Origin of the sequence: Rhizobium subbaraonis, assembly GCF_900220975.1 — a bacterium.
Lineage (GTDB): Bacteria > Pseudomonadota > Alphaproteobacteria > Rhizobiales > Rhizobiaceae > Mycoplana > Mycoplana subbaraonis.
In genome coordinates this window covers 112,519-133,366 of sequence record NZ_OBQD01000012.1, presented here as the reverse complement: position 1 = coordinate 133,366, position 20,848 = coordinate 112,519, and the positions used below count along the sequence as shown (strand labels likewise).

General features: G+C 63.8%; 18 protein-coding genes. 10 read left to right on the top strand and 8 right to left on the bottom strand.

Annotated features, from left to right (window positions below; translation table 11 throughout):
* Positions 1-191: 191 nt before the first annotated feature.
* The gene (grpE, locus tag CRO48_RS19110; protein WP_097141467.1) at positions 192-812 is read left to right on the top strand and encodes a nucleotide exchange factor GrpE; all 621 of its coding nucleotides are present in this window, start codon (positions 192-194) and stop codon (positions 810-812) included.
* Positions 813-1,102: 290 nt separating this feature from the next.
* Here grpE and ptsN read toward each other — a convergent pair whose 3' ends face one another.
* The 6 genes from ptsN to lptC all read right to left on the bottom strand — a co-directional run bounded on the left by ptsN (position 1,103) and on the right by lptC (position 6,715).
* Positions 1,103-1,567, bottom strand: coding sequence for a PTS IIA-like nitrogen regulatory protein PtsN (gene ptsN, locus CRO48_RS19105; protein ID WP_097141466.1), 465 nt, complete (start codon positions 1,565-1,567; stop codon positions 1,103-1,105).
* 75 nt (positions 1,568-1,642) lie between these two features.
* A complete protein-coding gene (gene hpf / locus CRO48_RS19100; RefSeq protein WP_097141465.1) occupies positions 1,643-2,218 on the bottom strand; it encodes a ribosome hibernation-promoting factor, HPF/YfiA family in 576 nt (191 codons plus the stop codon).
* Between the two features lie 416 nt (positions 2,219-2,634).
* On the bottom strand, positions 2,635-4,203 hold the full coding sequence (gene rpoN / locus CRO48_RS19095; RefSeq protein ID WP_097141464.1) for an RNA polymerase factor sigma-54: 1,569 nt from the start codon (positions 4,201-4,203) through the stop codon (positions 2,635-2,637).
* Between the two features lie 460 nt (positions 4,204-4,663).
* Positions 4,664-5,449 carry an LPS export ABC transporter ATP-binding protein gene (gene lptB, locus CRO48_RS19090; protein WP_097141463.1) on the bottom strand — a complete coding sequence of 262 codons (786 nt, stop codon included), beginning with the start codon at positions 5,447-5,449 and terminating at the stop codon, positions 4,664-4,666.
* A 32-nt stretch (positions 5,450-5,481) separates the two neighbouring features.
* Positions 5,482-6,045 carry an LptA/OstA family protein gene (locus tag CRO48_RS19085; protein ID WP_097141462.1) on the bottom strand — a complete coding sequence of 188 codons (564 nt, stop codon included), beginning with the start codon at positions 6,043-6,045 and terminating at the stop codon, positions 5,482-5,484.
* Positions 6,046-6,052: 7 nt separating this feature from the next.
* Positions 6,053-6,715, bottom strand: coding sequence for an LPS export ABC transporter periplasmic protein LptC (gene lptC, locus CRO48_RS19080; RefSeq protein WP_097141461.1), 663 nt, complete (start codon positions 6,713-6,715; stop codon positions 6,053-6,055).
* A 229-nt stretch (positions 6,716-6,944) separates the two neighbouring features.
* Between lptC and sppA the strand changes: the two genes are divergently transcribed.
* The 3 genes from sppA (at position 6,945) to CRO48_RS19065 (ending at position 8,710) form a co-directional block, all read left to right on the top strand.
* On the top strand, positions 6,945-7,895 hold the full coding sequence (sppA, locus tag CRO48_RS19075) for a signal peptide peptidase SppA (RefSeq protein ID WP_097141460.1): 951 nt from the start codon (positions 6,945-6,947) through the stop codon (positions 7,893-7,895).
* A gap of 27 nt (positions 7,896-7,922) precedes the next feature.
* Entirely contained in the window at positions 7,923-8,228 is a 306-nt protein-coding gene (locus tag CRO48_RS19070; RefSeq protein WP_097141459.1) for an integration host factor subunit beta, read from the top strand.
* Positions 8,229-8,368: 140 nt separating this feature from the next.
* Positions 8,369-8,710, top strand: a complete 342-nt coding sequence (locus CRO48_RS19065) for a DUF1049 domain-containing protein (RefSeq protein ID WP_097141458.1) — start codon at positions 8,369-8,371, stop codon at positions 8,708-8,710.
* 214 nt (positions 8,711-8,924) lie between these two features.
* Here the strand turns inward: CRO48_RS19065 and CRO48_RS19060 are convergent, their stop codons facing one another.
* Positions 8,925-9,377, bottom strand: a complete 453-nt coding sequence (locus CRO48_RS19060) for an SRPBCC family protein (protein ID WP_097141457.1) — start codon at positions 9,375-9,377, stop codon at positions 8,925-8,927.
* A gap of 140 nt (positions 9,378-9,517) precedes the next feature.
* On the opposite strand from CRO48_RS19060, the gene CRO48_RS19055 reads away from it, so the two are divergent.
* From CRO48_RS19055 to CRO48_RS19035, 5 genes are all read left to right on the top strand, one after another.
* Positions 9,518-10,774, top strand: coding sequence for a class I SAM-dependent methyltransferase (locus tag CRO48_RS19055; protein ID WP_097141538.1), 1,257 nt, complete (start codon positions 9,518-9,520; stop codon positions 10,772-10,774).
* Positions 10,771-11,652, top strand: coding sequence for a TrmH family RNA methyltransferase (locus CRO48_RS19050; RefSeq protein WP_097141456.1), 882 nt, complete (start codon positions 10,771-10,773; stop codon positions 11,650-11,652). The genes CRO48_RS19055 and CRO48_RS19050 overlap by 4 nt, the downstream gene beginning before the upstream one ends.
* The gene (gene lspA, locus CRO48_RS19045; protein ID WP_097141455.1) at positions 11,649-12,152 is read left to right on the top strand and encodes a signal peptidase II; all 504 of its coding nucleotides are present in this window, start codon (positions 11,649-11,651) and stop codon (positions 12,150-12,152) included. Before CRO48_RS19050 ends, lspA begins: the two co-directional genes overlap by 4 nt.
* Before the next feature lie 55 nt (positions 12,153-12,207).
* Positions 12,208-14,466 carry a hybrid sensor histidine kinase/response regulator gene (locus CRO48_RS19040; RefSeq protein ID WP_097141454.1) on the top strand — a complete coding sequence of 753 codons (2,259 nt, stop codon included), beginning with the start codon at positions 12,208-12,210 and terminating at the stop codon, positions 14,464-14,466.
* A 138-nt stretch (positions 14,467-14,604) separates the two neighbouring features.
* Positions 14,605-15,483 carry a GNAT family N-acetyltransferase gene (locus CRO48_RS19035; RefSeq protein WP_097141453.1) on the top strand — a complete coding sequence of 293 codons (879 nt, stop codon included), beginning with the start codon at positions 14,605-14,607 and terminating at the stop codon, positions 15,481-15,483.
* Positions 15,484-15,643: 160 nt separating this feature from the next.
* Here the strand turns inward: CRO48_RS19035 and CRO48_RS19030 are convergent, their stop codons facing one another.
* On the bottom strand, positions 15,644-17,929 hold the full coding sequence (locus tag CRO48_RS19030; protein WP_097141452.1) for an NADP-dependent malic enzyme: 2,286 nt from the start codon (positions 17,927-17,929) through the stop codon (positions 15,644-15,646).
* Positions 17,930-18,042: 113 nt separating this feature from the next.
* On the opposite strand from CRO48_RS19030, the gene mutS reads away from it, so the two are divergent.
* Complete coding sequence (mutS, locus tag CRO48_RS19025; RefSeq protein ID WP_097141451.1) at positions 18,043-20,796, top strand: DNA mismatch repair protein MutS; 2,754 nt, start codon at positions 18,043-18,045, stop codon at positions 20,794-20,796.
* Positions 20,797-20,848: the final 52 nt, after the last annotated feature.

Genomic DNA, 20,848 nt, shown 5'->3' with positions numbered 1-20,848 from the left:
TGCGAAGCTCGATATCCGCCTCAACTCCCGTCATTTGCCCGGGCGCCGTTGGGCGGCACGGACCTTGCGGGAACACGTGAGCGCCGCCCAGCCGAGAGGTAGCGGCAGGTCGCTTTGACCCATCAACCCATGCATGGCCGCAGGGCGGGAGCGCTCCGCGACATGTGTGATTTCTCAAGCCGGAGAAACCGATGACCGACGATACGAGCAAGCACGCCCCCGAGGCCCCGAATGACGAGGCCGAAAGCGCCGCTGTGTCGCCCGAAACCAGCCAGACGGAACAGGGCGCCGAAGGCGCGGCCGATCCCGTCGAACTCCTGAAGGCGGAAAATGCCGACCTTCGCGACAGGTATCTGCGCCTGGCGGCCGAGATGGACAATCTGCGCCGGCGTACCGAGCGCGACGTGAAGGATGCGAAGTCTTATGCGATCGCCGGCTTTGCCCGCGACATGCTGGCCGTTTCCGACAACTTGCGCCGCGGCCTGGATGCCATTCCGGCCGAGGCGCGCGAGGCGGCCGATGCCGGCCTCATGGCGCTGATCGAGGGTGTCGAGATGACCGAGCGCTCCATGCTTTCTGCACTCGAGCGTCACGGCGTCCGCAAGCTGGAGCCGATTGGCGAGAAGTTCGATCCGAACTTCCATCAGGCGATGTTCGAGGTGCCCAACACCGAGGTGCCGAATGCGACCGTTCTCCAGGTCGTCCAGGACGGCTACAAGATCGGCGATCGTGTGCTGCGTCCGGCAATGGTCGGCGTGTCCAAGGGTGGCCCGAAGGCCGCCGCCGCAGCGGACAAGCCCGAGCAAGGCTAAGGCACGCTCTATCGGCATTCAAAAAGCCCGGCAGCCACACGCTTGCCGGGCTTTTTCGTCACCGCTAACTGACGCGCTGACCGGAGGTCATCTCGTCTGTCTGGAACGAAGCCCGCCATCGTGCATGAAAAAACCGGCTCGCCACAAGGCTGCCGGTTTTTGCTGTTTCCTTACACGCAGCCGCCGCAAGGCAGGCGGCAGGGTGAGGGCAGAGGCGGATGCACAATAGCGTCAGACAGGGACAAACGCCACGGGCGTTCCCTTGTGCCGGCACGTCGGCCCGAGCCGCGTCAGGCGGCGTTGGACGCCTGTTCCTCGTTCAGGCAGGCATAGATCGCCGTCGCCGAATCCGAGGTCCTGAGCTTTGCCACCATGGCGGGATCGCGCAGCACGCGGGCGATGCGCGACAAGGCCTTGAGATGATCGGCACCCGCTCCTTCGGGCGCCAGCAGCAGGAAAACGAGATCGACCGGCTGGTCGTCCAGGGCCTCGAAGTCCACAGGTGTTTCAAGACGGGCAAAAAGACCGGTGATCTGGTCCAGTTCCTTGAGCTTCCCATGCGGGATGGCGATACCGTTGCCGACCCCCGTCGAGCCGAGACGCTCGCGTTGGAGGATGACGTCGAATATCTCGCGCTCCGGAAGTCCGGTTAATTTCGCCGCTTTTATTGCCAGTTCCTGAAGTAGCTGCTTCTTCGAATTGGCCTTCATAGCCGGGATAATTGCGCTCTGCTGCAGCAAACCTGCCAATGCCATTCTTTTGTCCTCGTGAGCCGCAGTGAAAGGAATGAAGCGGAAAGCGCCCAGCCCCGGGCGCTTTCCCCTGCCACCTTAGCTTTTGATACTGGCTGCATCTATCCAGCCAATATTTCCGTCGTTTCGCCTGTAGACGATATTGAGCTGTTCCTGGCCGACACTACGAAAGAGAAGAACCGGTTCATCCGTCATGTCGAGTGCCATCACGGCACTGGCGACAGACATCGTCTTGAGCGTCTTCGTGCTTTCCGCAACGATGGTCGGCGCATAGTCGGCCGGGAGTTCGTCCGAATCTTCGGGGACGGCGTCCATCACCGTGTAGGCCACTTCCGCATAGGCGTCATGACCATTCCCGTTATGATGATCCTTAAGTTTGCGCTTGTAGCGGCGGAGGCGTTTTTCGATCCGATCGGAAGCCGCATCGAAAGCGACAATCGGATCGTTCGCCTCACCGTTGGCCTGCAGGGCCGCCCCGGTATCGAGGTGAACCTTGCAGTCGGCGCTAAATCGCGAACCGGACTTTTCCACGGTGACCTGGCTCGAATATCCTCCATCGAAATACTTGGTAACCGCCGATCCGATCTGCTCTTCAATTCGCAGTCGGAAGGTTTCACCGATTTCCATATGTTTGCCGGATACACGCACACTCATGGAGTTTCCTCTCTCATTGTGATTTGCGTGTCACAGTCTATTCCAACCGGACCCGTCATCCAAGCACTTCACGCGAGCAACACCCTTTCGCCTGCCGTACCGTGGAAAACGGGGGTTCTGGGACCGGCCTGTCTTCGCTTCGGAATTGGGGCGGGCATCTATCCGTTCCTTTACCGAGAGTCAACAGCGCCGGGTGCAGGACACGCGTCACGTTTTCGTCGGCAGGTATAACGACGCAGGCGAAAAATCGATCCAACCCTGGCATGCCGGGCCGTCGCAGAGTGCCGCGGCGCCCCGCCGCGTGAGGCGGAAAATGCTGTGAGCAGCCGGGCTTAAAGAGGATCGTCACGCCCGGTTCAGGTCGCGTGCACGATTGCGTGAAGTTGCGCTCCTGGCGAGCGATTTGGGTCGAAAGTCTAAAAGCCGGAAGCCTTCGCCAACGCGCGCTTTTCCCGCCGTCTCTGGACGGAGGAGGGGATATTCATCGCCTCGCGGTACTTCGCCACCGTGCGCCGGGCAATGTCGACGCCGCCTTTTTTCAGGATATCGACGATGTCGTCGTCGGAGAGCACGCCGTCGGGCGCTTCCTGGGCGATCATCGTGCGGATGCGGTGGCGCACCGATTCGGCGGAATGCGATTCGCCGCCGCCCGAAGAGCCGATCGATACGGTGAAGAAATACTTCAGCTCGAACAGGCCGCGCGGCGTCAGCATGTACTTGTTCGACGTCACACGGCTGACGGTGGATTCGTGCATCTTGATCGCATCGGCGACCGTCTTCAGGTTCAGCGGCCTGAGGTGATCGACGCCGTGCATCAGGAAGGCGTCCTGCTGGCGTACGATTTCGGTTGCGACCTTCATGATGGTCTTGGCGCGCTGGTCCAGGCTCCGTGTCAGCCAGTTCGCGTTCTGCAGGCATTCGTTGAGAAAGGCATGGTCTTCGCTGGCCCGCTCCGTGCGCCGCGATACGGAGGCGTAGTATTCGTTGTTCACAAGCACGCGCGGCAGGGTCTCCTGGTTGAGCTCGACGTGCCAGCTGCCATCCGGAGCAGCACGGACGATGATATCGGGCACGACCGACTCGGAGACGCCGGGCTGGAAACGGGTGCCTGGCTTCGGGTCCAGCTTGCGAATCTCCGCCAGCATGTCGATGAGGTCCTCCTCGTCGACGCCGCACAGTCGCTTCAGCGTCGCGAAGTCGCGCCGTGCCAGGAGTTCCAGGTTGCCGACCAGTGCGGCCATCGCGGGATCGAAGCGGTTTCGCGCACGCAGCTGGATCGCCAGGCACTCGGCCAGCGAGCGGGCGAACACGCCCGGCGGGTCGAGCTGCTGCAGCGCATCGAGCACCCGCTCGACCTCGGCAAGTGGCTTGCCGAGCTTCAAGGCCGTCTCGGCGATATTGGCCGTCAGATATCCGGCCTCGTCCAGCAGGTCGATCAGGTGGCTTGCGATGAGGCGGTCGACTGGCGAGGCGAGCGTGAAGGGCACCTGTTCGCCCAGATAATCGCGCAGGCTGGTCTGGCCGGCGACGAAGTCGTCGAGATCGTAACCCTCGCCGTCGGCGGCGCCGGGCATCGACTTCCACTGCCCGAGAAGTTCCGGCGCATCGGCCGCGCGCGGCCCTGCATCGTCGGGGAAGACGTTGTCGAGGCTCGCGTCGAGCGTGTCGGAAATGGCCTCGGCCCGGCCGGCCGTCGCGGTATCGTAGAGATCGCTCGCATAGGCGCCGTCGACCGCACCGTCATCGTGGCCGGACCGCTCTTCATTGACGGAATAATAGTCATTGTCCGAGGCCGCTGCCTCGTCGCCGCGCGCTCCGTCGTCGCCTGCGGTGAGCTCGAGAAGCGGATTGCGCTCGACCTCGCTCTCGATGAACTGCGTCAATTCGAGATGCGTCATCTGCAGCAGTTGGATCGACTGCATCAGTTGCGGCGTCATGACCAGAGACTGGCTCTGCCGCAGAAGAAGGCTGGCTGCGAGTGCCATGCGGACGCTTAAACTCCCTGGCGCAACTTCAACGTCGACAGACGCTTAAGGACGCCGCACACAAAAACATGCACCCTCCGGAAATCGAGGTTGATTTTCCCGAGCGGAAGATGCGCAGATTGTTGTTCTACTGCCTCCTCGGAACGTCCTTTTCGGACGTGTGGTGCAGCATACATCCTGGCCGCCGCCCCAAAACCCCCGTCTCGGACAGGTGCGCCAATGCCGGATTTCCAAGCGGCAAGACCGAAATCTTCGCCCTGAATTTCAAGCTGGCCCAAAAATTGCTTTTTTATCCGGTTTGGTCAAGCAGCCGTTGGGCGATAAGGTGAATTTCATTGCCCGCACGGTGCTGGAATTTTGAATTTTTCGTGATTGCGGCCGCGCTTTCGCGCAATTTAGTTGCCCGCCACCCCTGAAATTTGAGTGGCGGGTCCAAAATCAGCAATGTGAGCTTTTGGGCCTAGAGGCTGAAATTGTCGCCAAGATAGAGGCGACGGACGTCGGGATTGGCGACGATGTCGTTAGCGCGGCCATGGGTGAGGACCTCGCCCGCATGGATGATATAGGCGCGGTCGATCAGGCCCAGCGTCTCGCGCACGTTATGGTCGGTGATCAGCACGCCGATCCCGCGCGACGTCAGGTGGCGCACCAGCGCCTGGATGTCGGCAACCGAGATCGGATCGACGCCGGCAAACGGTTCGTCGAGCAGCATGAAGGTTGGATCGGTAGCAAGTGCGCGGGCGATTTCCAGACGTCGGCGCTCGCCGCCGGACAGCGCGATCGCCGCCGATTTCCGCAGGTGCGAGATCGAAAATTCGGCAAGCAGGCTATCGAGCTTGCGCTCCCGGCGCGCCTTGTCGCGGTCGTGCACTTCGAGCACGGCGCGGATATTCTGCTCCACCGTCAGGCCGCGGAAGATAGACGCCTCCTGCGGCAGGTAACCGACGCCGAGGCGGGCGCGGCGATACATCGGCATCGTCGTCACGTCGTTGCCGTTCAGCTCGATCGTGCCCTCGTCCACCGGCACGAGCCCGGTGATCATGTAGAAACATGTGGTCTTGCCGGCGCCGTTGGGCCCCAGCAGGCCGACCGCTTCGCCCCTGCGCACGACGAGCGACACGCCATTGACGACGCGCCGGCCGCCATAGGTCTTCGTAAGGTTGCGGGCGATCAGCGTGCCCTCGTAGCGGGACGTGTCGGCGGTCCGCTTGATGACCGGTTCGGCCTTCTTCACGCGGCGCGACATGCGGGATATGGAAACGAGGGACACGGGCGTCGTCAGTTCGTGGTTTTGCGGGACTTGGGGTCGAGCTGGATCATCACCCGGCCGCCGCAGGCGTCGAGCTTGGCCTCACCGGTGCGCATCAGCACGGTCAGCTGGCATCCCACGAAGACGTTCTTGCCTTCCGAAAGCACGACCTTGTCACCCTTGAGGACAAAAACTTCGTCTACGAGGTTGAACGTGCCGGTGTCGGCGGTCGCTTCCTGCGTTCCGGACTGGAGGAACACCTTTTCGGAAACGTCGATTTTCTCGATGTTGGCGTCGCCGCTCGAGATCGAGCCGCCGCCCTCGGCGCTGTAGTGCACGACCATATTGCCGGCCTGCAGGGTCGTCGTCCCCTGGACGACCTTGACGTTGCCAGTGAACTGGGCGGTGTTCGACTGCTGCTGGATTTCCAGCTTGTCGCTCTGAATCTGGATTGGCTGGTCGTTGGACAGCTGAAGCCCCTTCAGCTGGCTCTTCGTTTCCTGCGCTCCCGCCCCTGTGGCAACCAGCAGAAAGCCGGCGGCGAGAAGCGGGAGAATGGCATGTCTTTGCGCGGGTTCAGAAAATGCGGACATCGTGGCCCTACTTCTCTCGGTTGCGGATGGCGGCGGGATCGACATTCACGACGACGTCTCCCTCGAAGACGACCGTCCGCCCTTTATCTGTCATTCGCAGCGACTGCGCAACAATCGAAGCTTCCTTCGATTGGATGGTCACGGGCTGCTGGGTGGCCATGCGGCCGGCGTTGATGTCGAGATGGGCGTCGCGGAAGGCCGCCTCCAGCCCGGTATTGAGGCGGATGGTGAAGGGTGCGGTCATGTCGAGTATGTTGCGGCCGCGATCGTAGATGCCGGTGACTGCGTCGACCTGCGCGATCATCGTTTCGTTGACCGGCATCTGTGCCCGGATGTTCTCCAACTGGATGATGTCCGGATTCTTCATGTCCTGCAGCGCCCGGTCGGCCTTCATCGAATAGCTGATACCGTCGCGGTTTCGGCCGGCGATTGCGGGGTTCTTCATCACCACCTTGCCGTCCTCGATCGTGGCGCTCTCGACGTCGAGCTGATCGGGTATGTAGGTGCTGATGATGGACACGATCGCGAAGATGGCCGCGATCAGCAGGCCGGCGATTGGAAGGGCGATCTTAAGGAAGCGCACGCGCGCGGAATGCCGCGCCGCCAGACGGTAGGCTTCCGTCGACCGGGCATTCGGTTCGGCATGCATGTCTGCGACTGTTGTCAGCATGTACCTTGTTCGAAGTTCTCGGGCCTGCGGGCCCGCGCCGGCTCAGCCGCCTGTTCCCTGCACCACATTAACGCGCCCCATATGGCGATTATTCCTGAACAAACAATGGATGTCCAAATTTTGGTATAGATGATTTGCCATTTGCCCGGGTAATGCCATATCGATGAGGCACTTGGCAAATGGCCTTGATGCCGTTCGCCACGCTGAATGACCGCACGGGAACCTCGCGATGGACCAGTCTGCCATAGCCGACCGCCGCCAACTGCGCCGGAAACTGACCTTCTGGCGTGTTGCCGCAGTACTTATCGCCGCCATCGCCGCCTTTGCAGCGATAGCATCCAGCTATCCGGCGGCTTCCGGCCAGAATCACGTCGCCCGCGTCTCCATCAGCGGAATCATCCAGGACGACCGTGAACTTCTGGAGCGTCTGGACCGCATCGCCCGGAACGAACACGCCAAGGCGCTCGTCGTCTCCATCACGTCGCCGGGCGGCACGACCTACGGCGGCGAGACGATCTTCAAGGCGCTGCGCCGGGTTGCGGAGAAGAAGCCGGTCGTCTCCGACGTGCGCACCCTTGCCGCCTCTGCCGGCTACATGGTCGCAGCCGCAGGTGACCGGATCGTCGCCGGCGAGAGCTCGATCACCGGCTCTATCGGCGTTATCTTCCAATACCCGCAGGTCAAGGACCTGATGGACAAGGTTGGTGTGTCGCTCGACGAGATCAAGTCGGCGCCGCTCAAGGCCGAGCCCTCGCCCTTCCATCCTCCCAGCGAAGACGCCAAGGCGATGGTCCGGCGCATGGTGGAGGACAGCTTTGCCTGGTTTGTCGATCTCGTCGCCGACCGTCGCAAGTTGCCGCGCGAAGACGTGCTCAAGCTTGCCGACGGCAGCATCTACACCGGTCGCCAGGCGCTTCAGGTCAAGCTTGTCGATGCGCTTGGCGGTGACCCGGAGATCCGCGACTATCTGGAAACGCGCGATGTGGCGCGCACCTTGCCGGTCGTCGACTATGAGCCCCCGCGCCGCACCAGTCTGTTTGGCATCGGCATCGATTCCGCGGACCTTTTGAAGGGCATCTTCGACCTCGGTACCGGCAGTACGGACGCTCTCAAGAAGCTGGGCGGCGAAAAGTTGTTCCTTGACGGTCTTGTTTCGGTTTGGCAGGTTGGACGTGATTGAAAAGACAAGAGTTTTGAGGGGGCAACAGTGATCAAGTCTGAATTGGTACAGATCGTCGCCGCTCGTAATCCGCATCTTTATCATCGTGACGTCGAGAATATCGTCAATGCCGTGCTGGACGAGATTTCCGATGCTCTTGCTGCCGGAAACCGGGTGGAACTGCGCGGCTTCGGCGCCTTTTCCGTCAAGAACCGGCCGTCGCGTTCCGGGCGCAATCCGCGCACGGGCGACAGTGTCTTCGTCGAGGAAAAGTGGGTGCCCTTTTTCAAGACCGGCAAGGAGCTGCGCGAGCGGCTGAACCCCGACCATCTCGATGACGGCGACGCCGACTGACGCACGGTCGCCGACCGGCAGTAAGGCCGCCGATCTGATTCGGCGGCCGTGCCGTTCCCGCTATTTTTGCGGTTCCAGACGCAGCACCCCGCGTGCGCTCTTGGAATTGCTCCAGAGCCAATCCATCGCGTGAGGCGGCCATGCTGAAGAAAATCGTCAATCTCGTCGTGCTCGTGCCGATCGGCATCATCCTGATCGTGCTGTCGGTGGCAAATCGCCAGCCGGTGCGTATGGCGTTGAACCCGTTCCGGCCCGAGGACACGCTGCTGTCGATGACGGCGCCGTTCTTCGTCTTCCTGTTTCTCTCGCTGATCCTCGGCATGATCCTCGGCGCCGTCGCCACCTGGGTCAGCCAGCACAAGTACCGCAAGCGCGCCCGCGTCGAGGCGACCGAAGCCGTCAAGTGGCAGACGGAAGCCGACAAGCAGAAGGCGCGCGCCGAAACGCTCGCCGCTCAGTCGCTGCTGTCGGCGCCGAAATAGGGCCGGGATCTGCGTGGGGCTGGACGGGCGCTGCAATGCGCTTTTGCCCCTCATCCGCCTGCCAGGCGGGGGCAAGGGTGTGAGCCTCACCGTTCCTTATCCCTCTCCCCGCGTGCGGGGAAAGGGTTAGGGCGAGGGCTATCCCCGGAGCGCTGGGAATGAGGTTGGGGGCAGGCTGTCGACACAGGCGAAGTGCGGGAAAAACCTGTAGACCTCAGGCGTTATGCCCGCCGTTGAGCCGTTGTGTCAGATCGGCGAAAAACTGCGAGGCAAGTTTCTTCGAAGTGGAATCGATCAGGCGTGCGCCGAGCTGGGCCAGCTTGCCGCCGATCTCGGCGCGCACGGTGTAGGACAGCAGCGTTTCACTTCCCTCCTCGGTCAGCGTGACGTCCGCGCCGCCCCTGGCAAAACCGGCGATCCCGCCCTTGCCTTCACCCGCGATCGTGTAGCTTTCCGGCGGGTTGAGGTTGGACAGGGTCACTTCGCCGTTGAAGGTGGCGGAGACGGGGCCGACCTTGATCTTCACCGTGGCTTCGAGCTCGGTGGGCGACTTCATCGTCAGTGACTGGCAGCCCGGAATGCAGGCCTTCAAGGTCTCCGGGTCGTTCAGCGCGGCCCATACGGCCTCCCGCGGTGCGGCTATTCGCTCCTCACCTGTCATGTCCATGGCGTCCCTCCTCCTCGACTGCGCAAAGGATTTATCGCAGATCGGAAACCGCTTTGCCAAGTAGGGCAGGGGTGCTATTTGGTCTCGCTTTCGTGCGGATCTTCGTCCGCTTCCTTGAGATCAAGAAACCGGACCGCGACGTGAAGGACAAGAACCGCCGGCAGAAGAAGGGACCCGCCGCGACAGGGCCGGCACGGCCTGGCGAACGCTCGCGCGCATCGGCGCCGCGCACCGGCCAGTCTCGCGAGGGCCAGTCTCGCGAGGGCCAGTCTCCGAAGGGCCAGGCTCCCAAAGACCCCAAAGGCCAGTCTTTCAAGGGCCAGTCTCGCTCCGAACCGAAGGCCGGCGCAACGCACGCAGGCGCTTCCCGCTCCTCTGGTCCAGCCTCGAAGGCCGCCGTATCCCGCGAGATGCAGCCGCGACCGGTCAAGGTGGAGCCGCAGCCGGCCGAGCCGCTGCGCAAGATCGCCGCGCACACCGGCGAAAAGCCGGCCGAGCGGGTCCCGGTCATCCTCGAAACGGCCGGCACGAACGACTATCGCCTGATCGACAGCGGTACCGGCGAGAAGCTTGAACAGTACGGCCCCTACCGCATCGTGCGGCCGGAAGCGCAGGCGCTATGGCCACGTAGTCTGCCGGCGCAGGTCTGGGACAATGCCGATGCCGTCTTTACCGGAGACACTGACGAGGACGGCATGGGGCGCTGGCGCTTTCCGGGCGCGGCACTCGGCGAGACCTGGCCGATGCGGCTTCTGGATACCGACTTCCACGGCCGCTTCACCGCCTTCCGCCACGTCGGCGTGTTCCCCGAGCAGCTTGCGCACTGGAGCTGGATGAAGGCGCGGATCGAGGCGGCCGGCCGGCCGCTGAAGGTGCTGAATCTGTTCGGCTACACCGGCGTCGCATCGCTTGTCGCCGCCCGCGCCGGCGCCGAAGTTACCCATGTGGACGCCTCGAAGAAAGCGATCGGCTGGGCACGCGAGAACCAGGCGCTCGGCCGCGCAGAAAAACTGCCGATCCGCTGGATCTGCGAGGACGCCATGAAGTTCATCCTGCGCGAGGAGCGTCGCGGGAGCCGCTACGACATCATCCTGGCGGATCCGCCGAAGTTCGGTCGCGGACCGAACGGCGAGGTGTGGCAGCTCTTCGAGGGGCTCCCGCTGATGCTGGACATCTGCCGCGAGATTCTCGCGCCAAAAGAGTCTGCCCTTGTGCTGACGGCCTATTCGATCAGGGCGAGCTTCTATTCGATCCACGAGCTGGTGCGCGAGACGATGCGCGGCCGCGGAGGGCTGGTCGAATCCGGCGAGCTTGTCATCCGCGAAGGCGGCCTCGACGGAAGCGTTCGCGGCCGCGCCCTATCCACATCCCTCTTCAGCCGATGGACGTCCGCATGAGTGAGCACCGCGAACACGATGATGGAAAGGGCCGCGAAAAGGGGCCCCATCGCGTTGGCCAGGTCAAGGAAGTGACCAGCCTCGCAAATCCGATCGTCAAGGACATCAAGGCGCTTGCGCAGAAGAAGACGCGCGACGAGACCAGGACCTTCATCGCCGAAGGGCTGAAGCTCGTCATCGACGCGCTCGAACTCGGCTGGACGATCCGCACGCTCGTCTATGCCAAGGCGGCCAAGGGCAAGTCCCAGGTGGAACAGGTCGCCGCCCGCACTTTCGCCAAGGGCGGCCTTGTCCTTGAGGTCAGCGAGAAGGTCATGTCGGCGATCACCCGGCGCGACAATCCGCAGATGGTGATAGGCGTGTTCGAACAGCGCTACCGGCCGCTGAAGGAACTGCGCCCCGGCAGGGGCGAAACCTATGTGGCGCTGGATCGCGTTCGTGATCCCGGCAATCTCGGCACGATCATCCGGACCGCCGATGCGGCCGGAGCCTCCGGCGTCATCCTCGTCGGCGACACGACCGACCCGTTCTCGCTGGAGACCGTGCGGGCGACGATGGGATCGGTCTTTGCCGTGCCCGTGACGAAGACCTCGCTTGCTGATTTTCTGCGCTGGAAGAAGGATGCCGGCGTCCAGGTCGTGGCGACCCACCTCGCCGGCGCTGTCGACTATCGGACCATCGATTATGCCAAAAAGCCCGTGGTTCTGCTGATGGGCAACGAGCAGGCGGGCATTCCCGACGAGCTGGCGCGGGAGGCGGATGCGCTCGCCCGCATTCCCCAGGCAGGTCGTGCCGATTCCCTGAACCTGGCGATCGCCACCGGCATCATGCTGTTCGAGGCGCGGCGCCATCTCCTGTCTCTGGAAGCATCCGAATGACCGATCGCGTCCCGCTGTTTTCGAGGCCCGTCCCGGTGGTCGTCTTCATTGTGCTTGCGATCGCGCTCGACCAGGTGGTCAAGCTGATGGTCGAGGCATGGCTGCCGATGGAGCAGGCGGTCCACGTCGTACCGATGCTGGCGCTTTACCGCACCTACAACTTCGGCGTCGCCTTCTCGATGCTGTCGGGCATGGAGGACTGGTTCATCGTCGGCCTGCGGCTCGTCGTCGTCGCGTTCGTCAGCTGGCTCTGGCGGCAGACGCCCAAGGAACGCGGCCTTGCCCATGCCGGCTACGCGCTGATCATCGCAGGCGCCATCGGCAATCTCATCGATCGCCTGCTGTTCGGCTATGTCATCGACTACATCCTGTTCTACACCGAGACGTGGTCGTTTGCCGTGTTCAACCTGGCCGATACGTTCATCACGCTCGGAGCAGGCTGCATCCTTTTTGACGAGCTGCTCCTGACGCGCCAGCGCAAGAGCGCGCCCGATCGTTAAAATGTGACTGGTTTGCTGAAGCGGATCTGAACGCTTGGCGTGCTATTGCGCACGCATGAGCGAACCAGCCAAGCTACAGGACCGGCTCCGGGCGGAATTCGCTGAGGGGCCTAGACACGAAGGGGATGCGCGCCGGATAAGTGGCGTTGCAGTGGACAGCCCGCGTTCGTCCGCGGCTGCGGCAGACGCACCCACGCCCTTCGATCAGCATTTCGCGTCCGGACTCGTGGCGGGCCTGACTTTGATCTCGGCCTGCCTGGTCCTCGTCTCCGGCATTCTGCAGGAGTTCTACGTGGCCGGCAGCGGCCTGGCGGCCGCCGGCTTCGCAGCCTCGATCCTGCTATGGCGGGGAAGGTTTCGGGCCGAGCACCGTGTTTTGAACCACGCCGAGCGCCACCACGATCGCAATTGGGAGGAGAAGGAGACCGCCGCCGTCACGGCAGCGATCCACGACATCCTGCGCGACATCGTCATGGTGCGTTCGCTCGACGGACGGATCATTCGCGCCAATGCAGTCCTCAGTGATCTGGTCGGCATCGTCGATCCGACCGGACTGTCCTGCAGCGAGCTCGGTCTCGATTTCCGTTCTCAGACGCTGCCCTATCACTACGACGTGGAAATCACGACGCCTGGTGGCATGCGCATCTATGCTTGGCACGACATCACCATTCGCGATCCGGCGACGGGCGATCTCGTGATCCACAGCATCGCCCGCGACGTGACCGAGGAACGCAGGGCGGAGAACGAGCGCGAGATCGCACGCCGCCGCGCCGAGATGGCCAACGAGACAAAGTCGCGCCTGCTGGCCACTGTCAGCCACGAGATCCGCACCCCCTTGTCTGGCATTCTCGGCATGTCACATCTGATCGGCCAGACGCGGCTGACCGCCGAACAGAAGAACTATCTCGCCGGCATACGGCAGTCCGGCCACGCGCTGGTGCAGCTCGTCGACGATCTTCTCGATTTCTCCAGCATCGAGGCCGGGCGCTTCCAGCTGCGGCCCTGCGAGGAACCGGTGCGGCCGCTTCTGGAGAGCGTCGTGGAAATGCTCTCTCCGCGCGCCCATGAGAAGGGCATCGAAATCGGCTCGTTCGTTTCAGTCGAGGTCCCGTCGGTCATGCTGTTCGACGGCCCGCGCCTGCGGCAGGTGCTCTATAACGTGATTGGCAATGCCGTGAAATTCACCTCCAGCGGCGGCGTCTATCTGGAGACCGGGATCGAGGGCGAACAGATCGTGATCCAGGTGAAAGACAGCGGTCCGGGCATGACCGCGGAAGAGCAGGCGCGCGTCTTCGAGGCATTCGAGCAGGCCGGCGGGGCCGCACAGCGCCGCGGCGGAACCGGGCTGGGTCTTGCGATTTCCGCGCGGATCCTGCGCGAGGCGGGTGGGGCGCTGACGCTGTCGAGCGAAGTCGGGCGCGGCTCGACCTTCACCATCCGCATGCCGGCGGCGCTGACGCTGGCGCCGACGAGCCGCCGGGCGGGGCCGCTGCGCGGTTCGACCGTCTTCCTCTATGCGCCTGACGGGCCGGCCTCGAATGCGCTGAAGCGCACCATCGAGACGCTGGGCGGCGCCTGCCGTCACATGTCGGTCCTCAAGGATGCGCTCGAATTCACCCAGAGCACGATCGCATTCCCGCTGACGGACATCATCGTCGACAACCGGCTTTCGGGCGAGTTCCGGCGCGAGCTCGCCCATCTTTCGCCCTTTGCCGATCCGCAGGTCCGGCGCGTCTATCTGGTCAATCCGGAAGAGCGGACCGGCCGGGCCATCGGCAACTGCGAAGGCTATGACGCCTGGCTGATCCGCCCCTTGCGGGAACGTTCGCTTGTCGAGGTGCTGCGCGGGCGCATGAAAGGCATCGAGGTCCGCGACGCCATCAACGACAACCGTCCGATCCTCAAGGAGCCGCCGCAGGAGGAGGAGATCACTGCGCCTGCGGCGCGGGTGCTGCTTGCCGAAGACGATCCGATCAACGCCATGCTGGTGCGGTCCATGTTGTCGAAGGCGGGTTTCGAGGTTCAGGTGGTCGAGGACTTTCCTGCTTTGCTGCAGGCGACGTCAGCAGGCGCCCAGAGCGTGGACGTCATCATCACCGATCTCGGCATGCCGGGAGGCGAGGGGCGCGAGGTCGTGCGCCGTCTCGCCGCCGGAACGGGCTGGCCCCCGGTGATCGTGCTGACGGCCGATCGCCGTCAGGGCTTGCATCAGGAATTGCTGGCCTGCGGCGCCGCTGCCGTACTGGCCAAGCCTGCTGAACCGCCCGCGCTCCTGGCCGAGGTCTCGCGTCTGGCCGCGGCGCGGCAGAGGTAGCGCTGTGCCTTCCGGTTGCGCCTTGGTTTTGCTTGCCCGCGAGGCGGCGTGCCCCTAAGGTCGCAAGGCTCCGGTGTCACTCTCCTGTCGCAGATTCGTGTTTAAAGACACGCACCTGACATGGATGGGAATTGGACGATGACCGTGGAGATCGCTGAACCAAACGTGGTGACCGAAACCGTGCTGTCGACGTGCCGCCTTCCTGCCCGCAGGCCAGCCGAAGTGCTGGGCCGGATCGGCAGCCTCGAGACGAGGCTGGCGGTGACCAACAGCGAGATCGACGCCGCACAGGCCGTGCGTTATCGCGTCTTCGTGGAAGAAATGAACGCGCAAATCGCTCCGGACGCCATGCGCCGGCGGCGCGACATAGATGCCTGGGACATGGTCTGCGATCATCTCCTCGTGCTCGACACCGCGATCGAGGGCGACAGTGAGGAGCAGATCGTCGGAACCTACCGCCTGCTGCGCCAGGACGTGGCGAAGGGGTCGGGCGGATTCTATTCGCAGTCGGAATTCGATGTCGATGCGCTGATCGCCCGCCACGCCGACAAGCAGTTCATGGAGCTCGGGCGGTCCTGCGTGCTTCCCCAGTATCGCACCAAGCGGACGGTGGAATTACTCTGGCAGGGCGCTTGGGCCTATGCCCTCAAGCACGGCATCAGCGCCATGTTCGGCTGCGGTTCGTTCTCGGGTGTCGTGCCGGAAGAACACGCCCTGGCCCTTTCCTTCCTGCACCAGAATGCCCTCGTGCGCGGGGAATGGACCGTCAGCGCGCACGAAGACCAGTATCGCACCATGGACCTGATGCCGAGCGAGGCGGTCAATGCCCGCAAGGCGCTGTTCGCCATGCCGCCGCTGATCAAGGGTTATCTGCGACTCGGCGCAATGATCGGCGACGGCGCCGTCGTCGACCATGCGTTCCGCACCACGGACGTGCTGATCGTGCTGCCGATCGGCAGTATTTCCGGCCGCTACATCAACTACTACGGCGCGGATGCGGGACGGTTCGCAAGCTGAAGGGTCCCACAAGCCGCTCGGCGGAGAGAATTTTTCACTGCGCCGCTGAACGCTTCGACAATGCGGACGATCCCGGACGCAATTTTGCGTCGTGTTGCGAGAAATCGGGGGGCTAGAGCATTTCCGGCGTTTGCTTCGCCGGAAATGCTCAAATGGTCGTTCAGACCCCGGCGTTATACGCCGCCAGCGCCGCCATGTTGACGATGTCGCTGTCCTTTGCGCCCATCGAGACGATCTGGACCGACTTGTCGAGGCCGACGAGCAGCGGGCCGATCACCGTCGAGCCGCCAAGCTCCTGCAGCATCTTCGTCGAGATTGCGGCGGAGTGGAAGGCAGGCATGACCAGCACGTTGCCCGGACCGGAGAGGCGGCAGAACGGGTACTGTTCCATGATCTTGGGGTTCAGCGCCACGTCGGCGGCCATTTCGCCGTCATACTCGAAATCGACGCGCCGCTTGTCGAGGATCTTGACCGCTTCGCGGACGCGCTCGGAGCGTTCGCCCGACGGATTGCCGAAGGTCGAATAGGCCAGCATCGCCACGCGCGGCTCATAGCCGAGCTTGCGGGCGAGGCCTGCTGCTTCCTCGGCGATGTCTGCCAGTTCCTCCGCAGACGGCATGTCGTGTACCGCCGTATCTGCCACGAGCACGGTGCGGCCGCGGCAGAGGGCCAGCGAGGCGCCGATAATGCGGTGGCCGGGCTTGGGGTCGATGCAGCGGCGAACGTCTTCCAGCGCAGTCGAATAGTTACGCGTCAGCCCGGTCACCATCGCATCCGCATCGCCGAGCGCCACCATGCAGGCCGCAAAATGGTTGCGGTCGTTGTTGATCAGGCGCTGGGCGTCGCGGAAGAGGTAGCCCTTCCGCTGGATGCGGGCATACAGGTAGTCCGTATAGGCGTCGTTGCGCTTGGAGATGCGCGCGTTCAGAAGCGCGATGCCGGGGCGGTCGAGGTCGATGCCGGCACGCGCAGCAGTCTCGCGCATGCGGTCCTCGCGGCCGACCAGTATGGCGGTGCCGAGCTGCTGGTTGGCATAGGAGACGGCGGCGCGCATCATCTGTTCCTCCTCGCCTTCGGCGAAGACGACACGCTTGGGATGCCGGCGCACGCGGGCGTAGATGTTCTGAAGCGTCGAGGCGATCGGGTCGCGCCGCGCCTTCAGTTCGCGCGCATAGGCATCAAGGTCGAGCAGCGGCCGGCGGGCAACGCCCGTCTCCATCGCAGCCTGTGCGACGGCAACGGGGATGGCCGAGATAAGCCGCGGGTCGAAGGGGACCGGAATGATGTATTGCGAGCCGAAGCGCGGCCGATTGCCCTGGTAGGCGGCGGCGACGTCGTCCGGCACGTCCTCCTTGGCCAGATTGGCGAGCGCTTCTGCGGCCGCGATCTTCATCGCGTCGTTGATCGTAGTCGCGCGCACGTCCAGCGCGCCGCGGAAGATATAGGGGAAGCCGAGAACGTTGTTGACCTGGTTGGGATAGTCCGAACGTCCCGTTGCCACGATCGCGTCGTCGCGGATGCGGGCCACCTCTTCCGGGGTGATTTCCGGGTCCGGGTTGGCCATCGCGAAGATGATCGGCTGCGGCGCCATCGACTGCACCATCTCGCTGGTCAGCGCGCCCTTCGCCGAAAGGCCGAAGAACACGTCGGCACCGTCCAGCGCTTCCTTCAGCGAGCGCCGGTCGGTCTTGACGGCGTGTGCCGACTTCCACTGGTTCATGCCGTCTTCGCGACCCTGGTAAATCACGCCCTTGGTGTCGCAGAGGATGACGTTCTCCGGGTTGAAGCCCATCGCCTTGATCAGCTCGATACAGGCGATCGCAGCAGCACCCGCGCCGTTGCAGACCAGCTTCGTGGTCTTGAAGTCGCGTCCGGTCAGCGTCAGCGCATTCATCAGTCCGGCCGCGGCGATAATGGCGGTGCCGTGCTGGTCGTCATGGAAGACGGGGATGTCCATCAGCTCGCGCAGGCGCTGCTCGATGATGAAACAATCGGGCGCCTTGATGTCTTCGAGGTTGATGCCGCCGAAGGAGGGGCCGAGATAGCGCACGCAGTTGATGAACTCTTCGACGTTCTCCGTATCGACCTCGAGGTCGATGCTGTCGACGTCGGCGAAGCGCTTGAACAGCACCGACTTGCCTTCCATCACGGGCTTGGAGGCGAGCGCGCCCAGATTGCCGAGGCCGAGGATGGCGGTGCCGTTGGAGATGACAGCGACCATGTTGCCGCGCGAGGTATAGTCATAGGCGCGCGAGGGATCCTCGGCGATCGCCTTGACCGGAGCGGCCACGCCCGGCGAATAGGCCAGCGAAAGGTCGCGCTGCGTCGCCATCGGCTTCGTCGGCGTGATTTCCAGCTTTCCCGGCCGGCCGCGTGCATGGAAATCCAGCGCCTCCTGATCGGTCACGCTTGCAACAGCCCGTTTTGTCTTGCTGGTTTCCGCCATCGGTCCTTCCCACTCCATTCTGGCCAAGCTCCTGTGGGCATCGCGTTCCGCGCGCTCCCAGGGTGTTGTCTTCTATAGCGAGGCGCGGCTAGGGTGACACCTGTTTTTTTGGGATGAACTATCTTTCCGTGGACGACCAAATCCTGCGCAAAAGCGACATACTGACGACAGCCGAACTTGCCAGCGGGGCAAGTCGCGCATCGGCGACGCCGATGATGGAGCAGTATATCGAAATCAAGGCCAATAATCCGGACAGCCTGCTGTTTTACCGGATGGGCGATTTCTACGAGCTGTTTTTCCAGGACGCGGCGGATGCCTCGCGCGCGCTCGGCATCACGCTGACCAAGCGGGGCCAGCACATGGGGCAGGAAATCCCGATGTGCGGCGTGCCGATCCATGCGGCGGACGACTATCTGCAGAAGCTGATCGCGCTCGGCTTCCGCGTTGCCGTCTGCGAGCAGGTGGAGGATCCGGCGGAGGCCAAAAAGCGCGGATCAAAATCGGTCGTCCGCCGCGACGTTGTTCGTCTCGTCACCCCGGGCACGCTGACGGAAGAGAAGCTGCTGTCGCCGTCCGACGCCAACTATCTCATGACGCTGTCGCGCATCCGCGGCGGCGCCGAGCCGGCGCTGGCGCTCGCCTGGATCGATATTTCCACGGGCGTCTTTCGCCTGGCCGAGACGACGCAGCAAAGGCTTCTGGCTGACATCCTGCGCATCGAGCCGCGTGAACTGATCGTTCCGGACACCCTGTTCCATGACCCCGAGTTCCGGCCGGTGGTCGACGTGCTCGGGCGGGTGGTCGTGCCGCAGCCGGCGGTTCTGTTCGACAGCGCCACCGCGGAGGGGCGGATCGCGCGCTATTTCGACGTCGGTACCCTCGATGGCTTCGGCACCTTTTCGCGCGCCGAGCTTTCGGCGGCGTCTGCTGCCATAGCCTATGTTGAAAAGACGCAAATCTCAGAACGCCCGCCGCTCGGGCCGCCGGAGCGCGAAAGCTCAGCCTCCACGCTCTTCATCGATCCTGCCACGCGCGCCAATCTCGAGCTGGTGCGCACGCTTTCCGGCGAACGCAGCGGCACGCTGCTCAAGGCGATCGACCGGACCGTGACCAGCGGCGGCGCGCGGCTGCTCGCCGAACGGCTTATGTCGCCGGTGACCGATCCTGATCCGGTTAACGCGCGGCTGGATTCTATTGCCGCGCTGGCCGATCGTCCCTCCTTTACGTCCGACCTGCGCGACGCATTGAAGCTTCTGCCGGACATGCCCCGCGCCCTGTCCCGGCTGGCGCTCGGCCGCGGCGGCCCGCGCGATCTCGGCGCGCTGCTGCAGGGTATGCGGGCGGCTTCGGCAGTCGCCGGCCTGATGGCGGGCGAGGCGCTCGCCGATGAGCTGGCGGCGGCCCAGCGGGATATCGCAGCGCTTCCGGTCGCGCTGTCGGAACGGCTGAGCGGCATGCTCGCCGATGAGTTGCCGCTCCTGAAGCGCGAAGGCGGCTTCATCCGCGAGGGCGCTGACGCGGAACTCGACGAGATGCGGGCACTGCGCGACCAGTCGCGCCGGGTGATCGCCGGCCTGCAACTGCAATATGCCGAGGAGACCGGCGTCAGGTCGCTGAAGATCAAGCACAACAACGTGCTTGGCTACTTCATCGAGGTTTCGGCCGGCAATGCCGCGGCGCTGACGGAGACGGACGAGGCGAAGGCGCGTTTCATCCACCGGCAGACGATGGCAGGCGCCATGCGCTTTACCACGACCGTGCTTTCCGAGCTGGAGACGAAGATTGCGAACGCCGCCGACCGGGCGCTGTCGATCGAGCTTGCGGCTTTCGACGCCCTGACGGAAGCCGTCGTCGCACAGGCGGATTCCATCAAGGCGGCGGCGCGAGCCCTGTCGGTCATCGACGTTTCGCAAGGGCTTGCAGTGCTGGCCGAGGAACAGGGCTATTGCCGACCGGTGGTCGACCGTTCGAAGATGTTTTCCATCGTTGGCGGGCGCCATCCGGTGGTCGAGCAGGCGCTGCGCAGGCAGGCCGGCAATCCCTTCGTCGCCAACTCTTGCGACCTTTCCCCCGTTGCCGGCAAGGGCGACGGCGCGATCTGGCTGCTGACCGGCCCCAACATGGGCGGTAAGTCGACCTTCCTGCGCCAGAATGCGCTGATCGCCATCCTCGCCCAGATGGGCAGCTACGTTCCCGCCGAAAGCGCCCACATCGGTATCGTCGACCGGCTGTTTTCGCGCGTCGGTGCCTCGGACGACCTCGCCCGCGGCCGGTCGACCTTCATGGTCGAGATGGTCGAGACGGCGGCAATCCTCAACCAGGCGACCGAGCATTCGCTGGTGATCCTCGATGAGATCGGCCGTGGCACCGCCACCTTCGACGGCCTGTCGATTGCCTGGGCCGCAGTCGAGCATCTGCACGAGGCCAACCGCTGCCGCGGCCTCTTCGCCACCCATTTCCACGAGCTGACGGTTCTGTCGGAAAAGCTTGGCCGCCTCTCCAATGCCACCATGCGGGTCAAGGAGTGGGACGGCGAGGTGATCTTCCTGCACGAGGTCGGGCCGGGTGCGGCGGACCGCTCCTACGGCATCCAGGTGGCGCGGCTTGCCGGCCTGCCGGCTTCGGTCGTGGCGCGGGCCAAGGACGTGCTGGCGAAGCTCGAGGATGCCGACCGCAAGAACCCCGCAAGCCAGCTGATAGACGACCTGCCACTGTTCCAGATGGCGGTGCGGCGCGAGGAGACGGCTAAAGCGGCCTCCACCTCGAAGGTGGAGGAAATGCTCACGGGCCTGAACCCCGACGACATGTCGCCCCGCGAAGCGCTTGAAGCGCTCTATGCCCTGAAGAAGGAAGCAGCCGGTCGATAACACGTGACTGTCGCTTGCAGCCAAAAAGGGCTATAGCGCTTCAGCACCGGCG

Coding starts and splice junctions, on each gene's coding strand:
- grpE (WP_097141467.1), top strand. CDS start 192: ATGACCGACGATACGAGCAAGCACGCCCCCGAGGCCCCGAATGACGAG.
- ptsN (WP_097141466.1), bottom strand. CDS start 1,567: ATGGCATTGGCAGGTTTGCTGCAGCAGAGCGCAATTATCCCGGCTATG.
- hpf (WP_097141465.1), bottom strand. CDS start 2,218: ATGAGTGTGCGTGTATCCGGCAAACATATGGAAATCGGTGAAACCTTC.
- rpoN (WP_097141464.1), bottom strand. CDS start 4,203: ATGGCACTCGCAGCCAGCCTTCTTCTGCGGCAGAGCCAGTCTCTGGTC.
- lptB (WP_097141463.1), bottom strand. CDS start 5,449: ATGTCGCGCCGCGTGAAGAAGGCCGAACCGGTCATCAAGCGGACCGCC.
- CRO48_RS19085 (WP_097141462.1), bottom strand. CDS start 6,045: ATGTCCGCATTTTCTGAACCCGCGCAAAGACATGCCATTCTCCCGCTT.
- lptC (WP_097141461.1), bottom strand. CDS start 6,715: ATGCTGACAACAGTCGCAGACATGCATGCCGAACCGAATGCCCGGTCG.
- sppA (WP_097141460.1), top strand. CDS start 6,945: ATGGACCAGTCTGCCATAGCCGACCGCCGCCAACTGCGCCGGAAACTG.
- CRO48_RS19065 (WP_097141458.1), top strand. CDS start 8,369: ATGCTGAAGAAAATCGTCAATCTCGTCGTGCTCGTGCCGATCGGCATC.
- CRO48_RS19060 (WP_097141457.1), bottom strand. CDS start 9,377: ATGGACATGACAGGTGAGGAGCGAATAGCCGCACCGCGGGAGGCCGTA.
- CRO48_RS19050 (WP_097141456.1), top strand. CDS start 10,771: ATGAGTGAGCACCGCGAACACGATGATGGAAAGGGCCGCGAAAAGGGG.
- lspA (WP_097141455.1), top strand. CDS start 11,649: ATGACCGATCGCGTCCCGCTGTTTTCGAGGCCCGTCCCGGTGGTCGTC.
- CRO48_RS19040 (WP_097141454.1), top strand. CDS start 12,208: ATGAGCGAACCAGCCAAGCTACAGGACCGGCTCCGGGCGGAATTCGCT.
- CRO48_RS19035 (WP_097141453.1), top strand. CDS start 14,605: ATGACCGTGGAGATCGCTGAACCAAACGTGGTGACCGAAACCGTGCTG.
- CRO48_RS19030 (WP_097141452.1), bottom strand. CDS start 17,929: ATGGCGGAAACCAGCAAGACAAAACGGGCTGTTGCAAGCGTGACCGAT.
- mutS (WP_097141451.1), top strand. CDS start 18,043: ATGAACTATCTTTCCGTGGACGACCAAATCCTGCGCAAAAGCGACATA.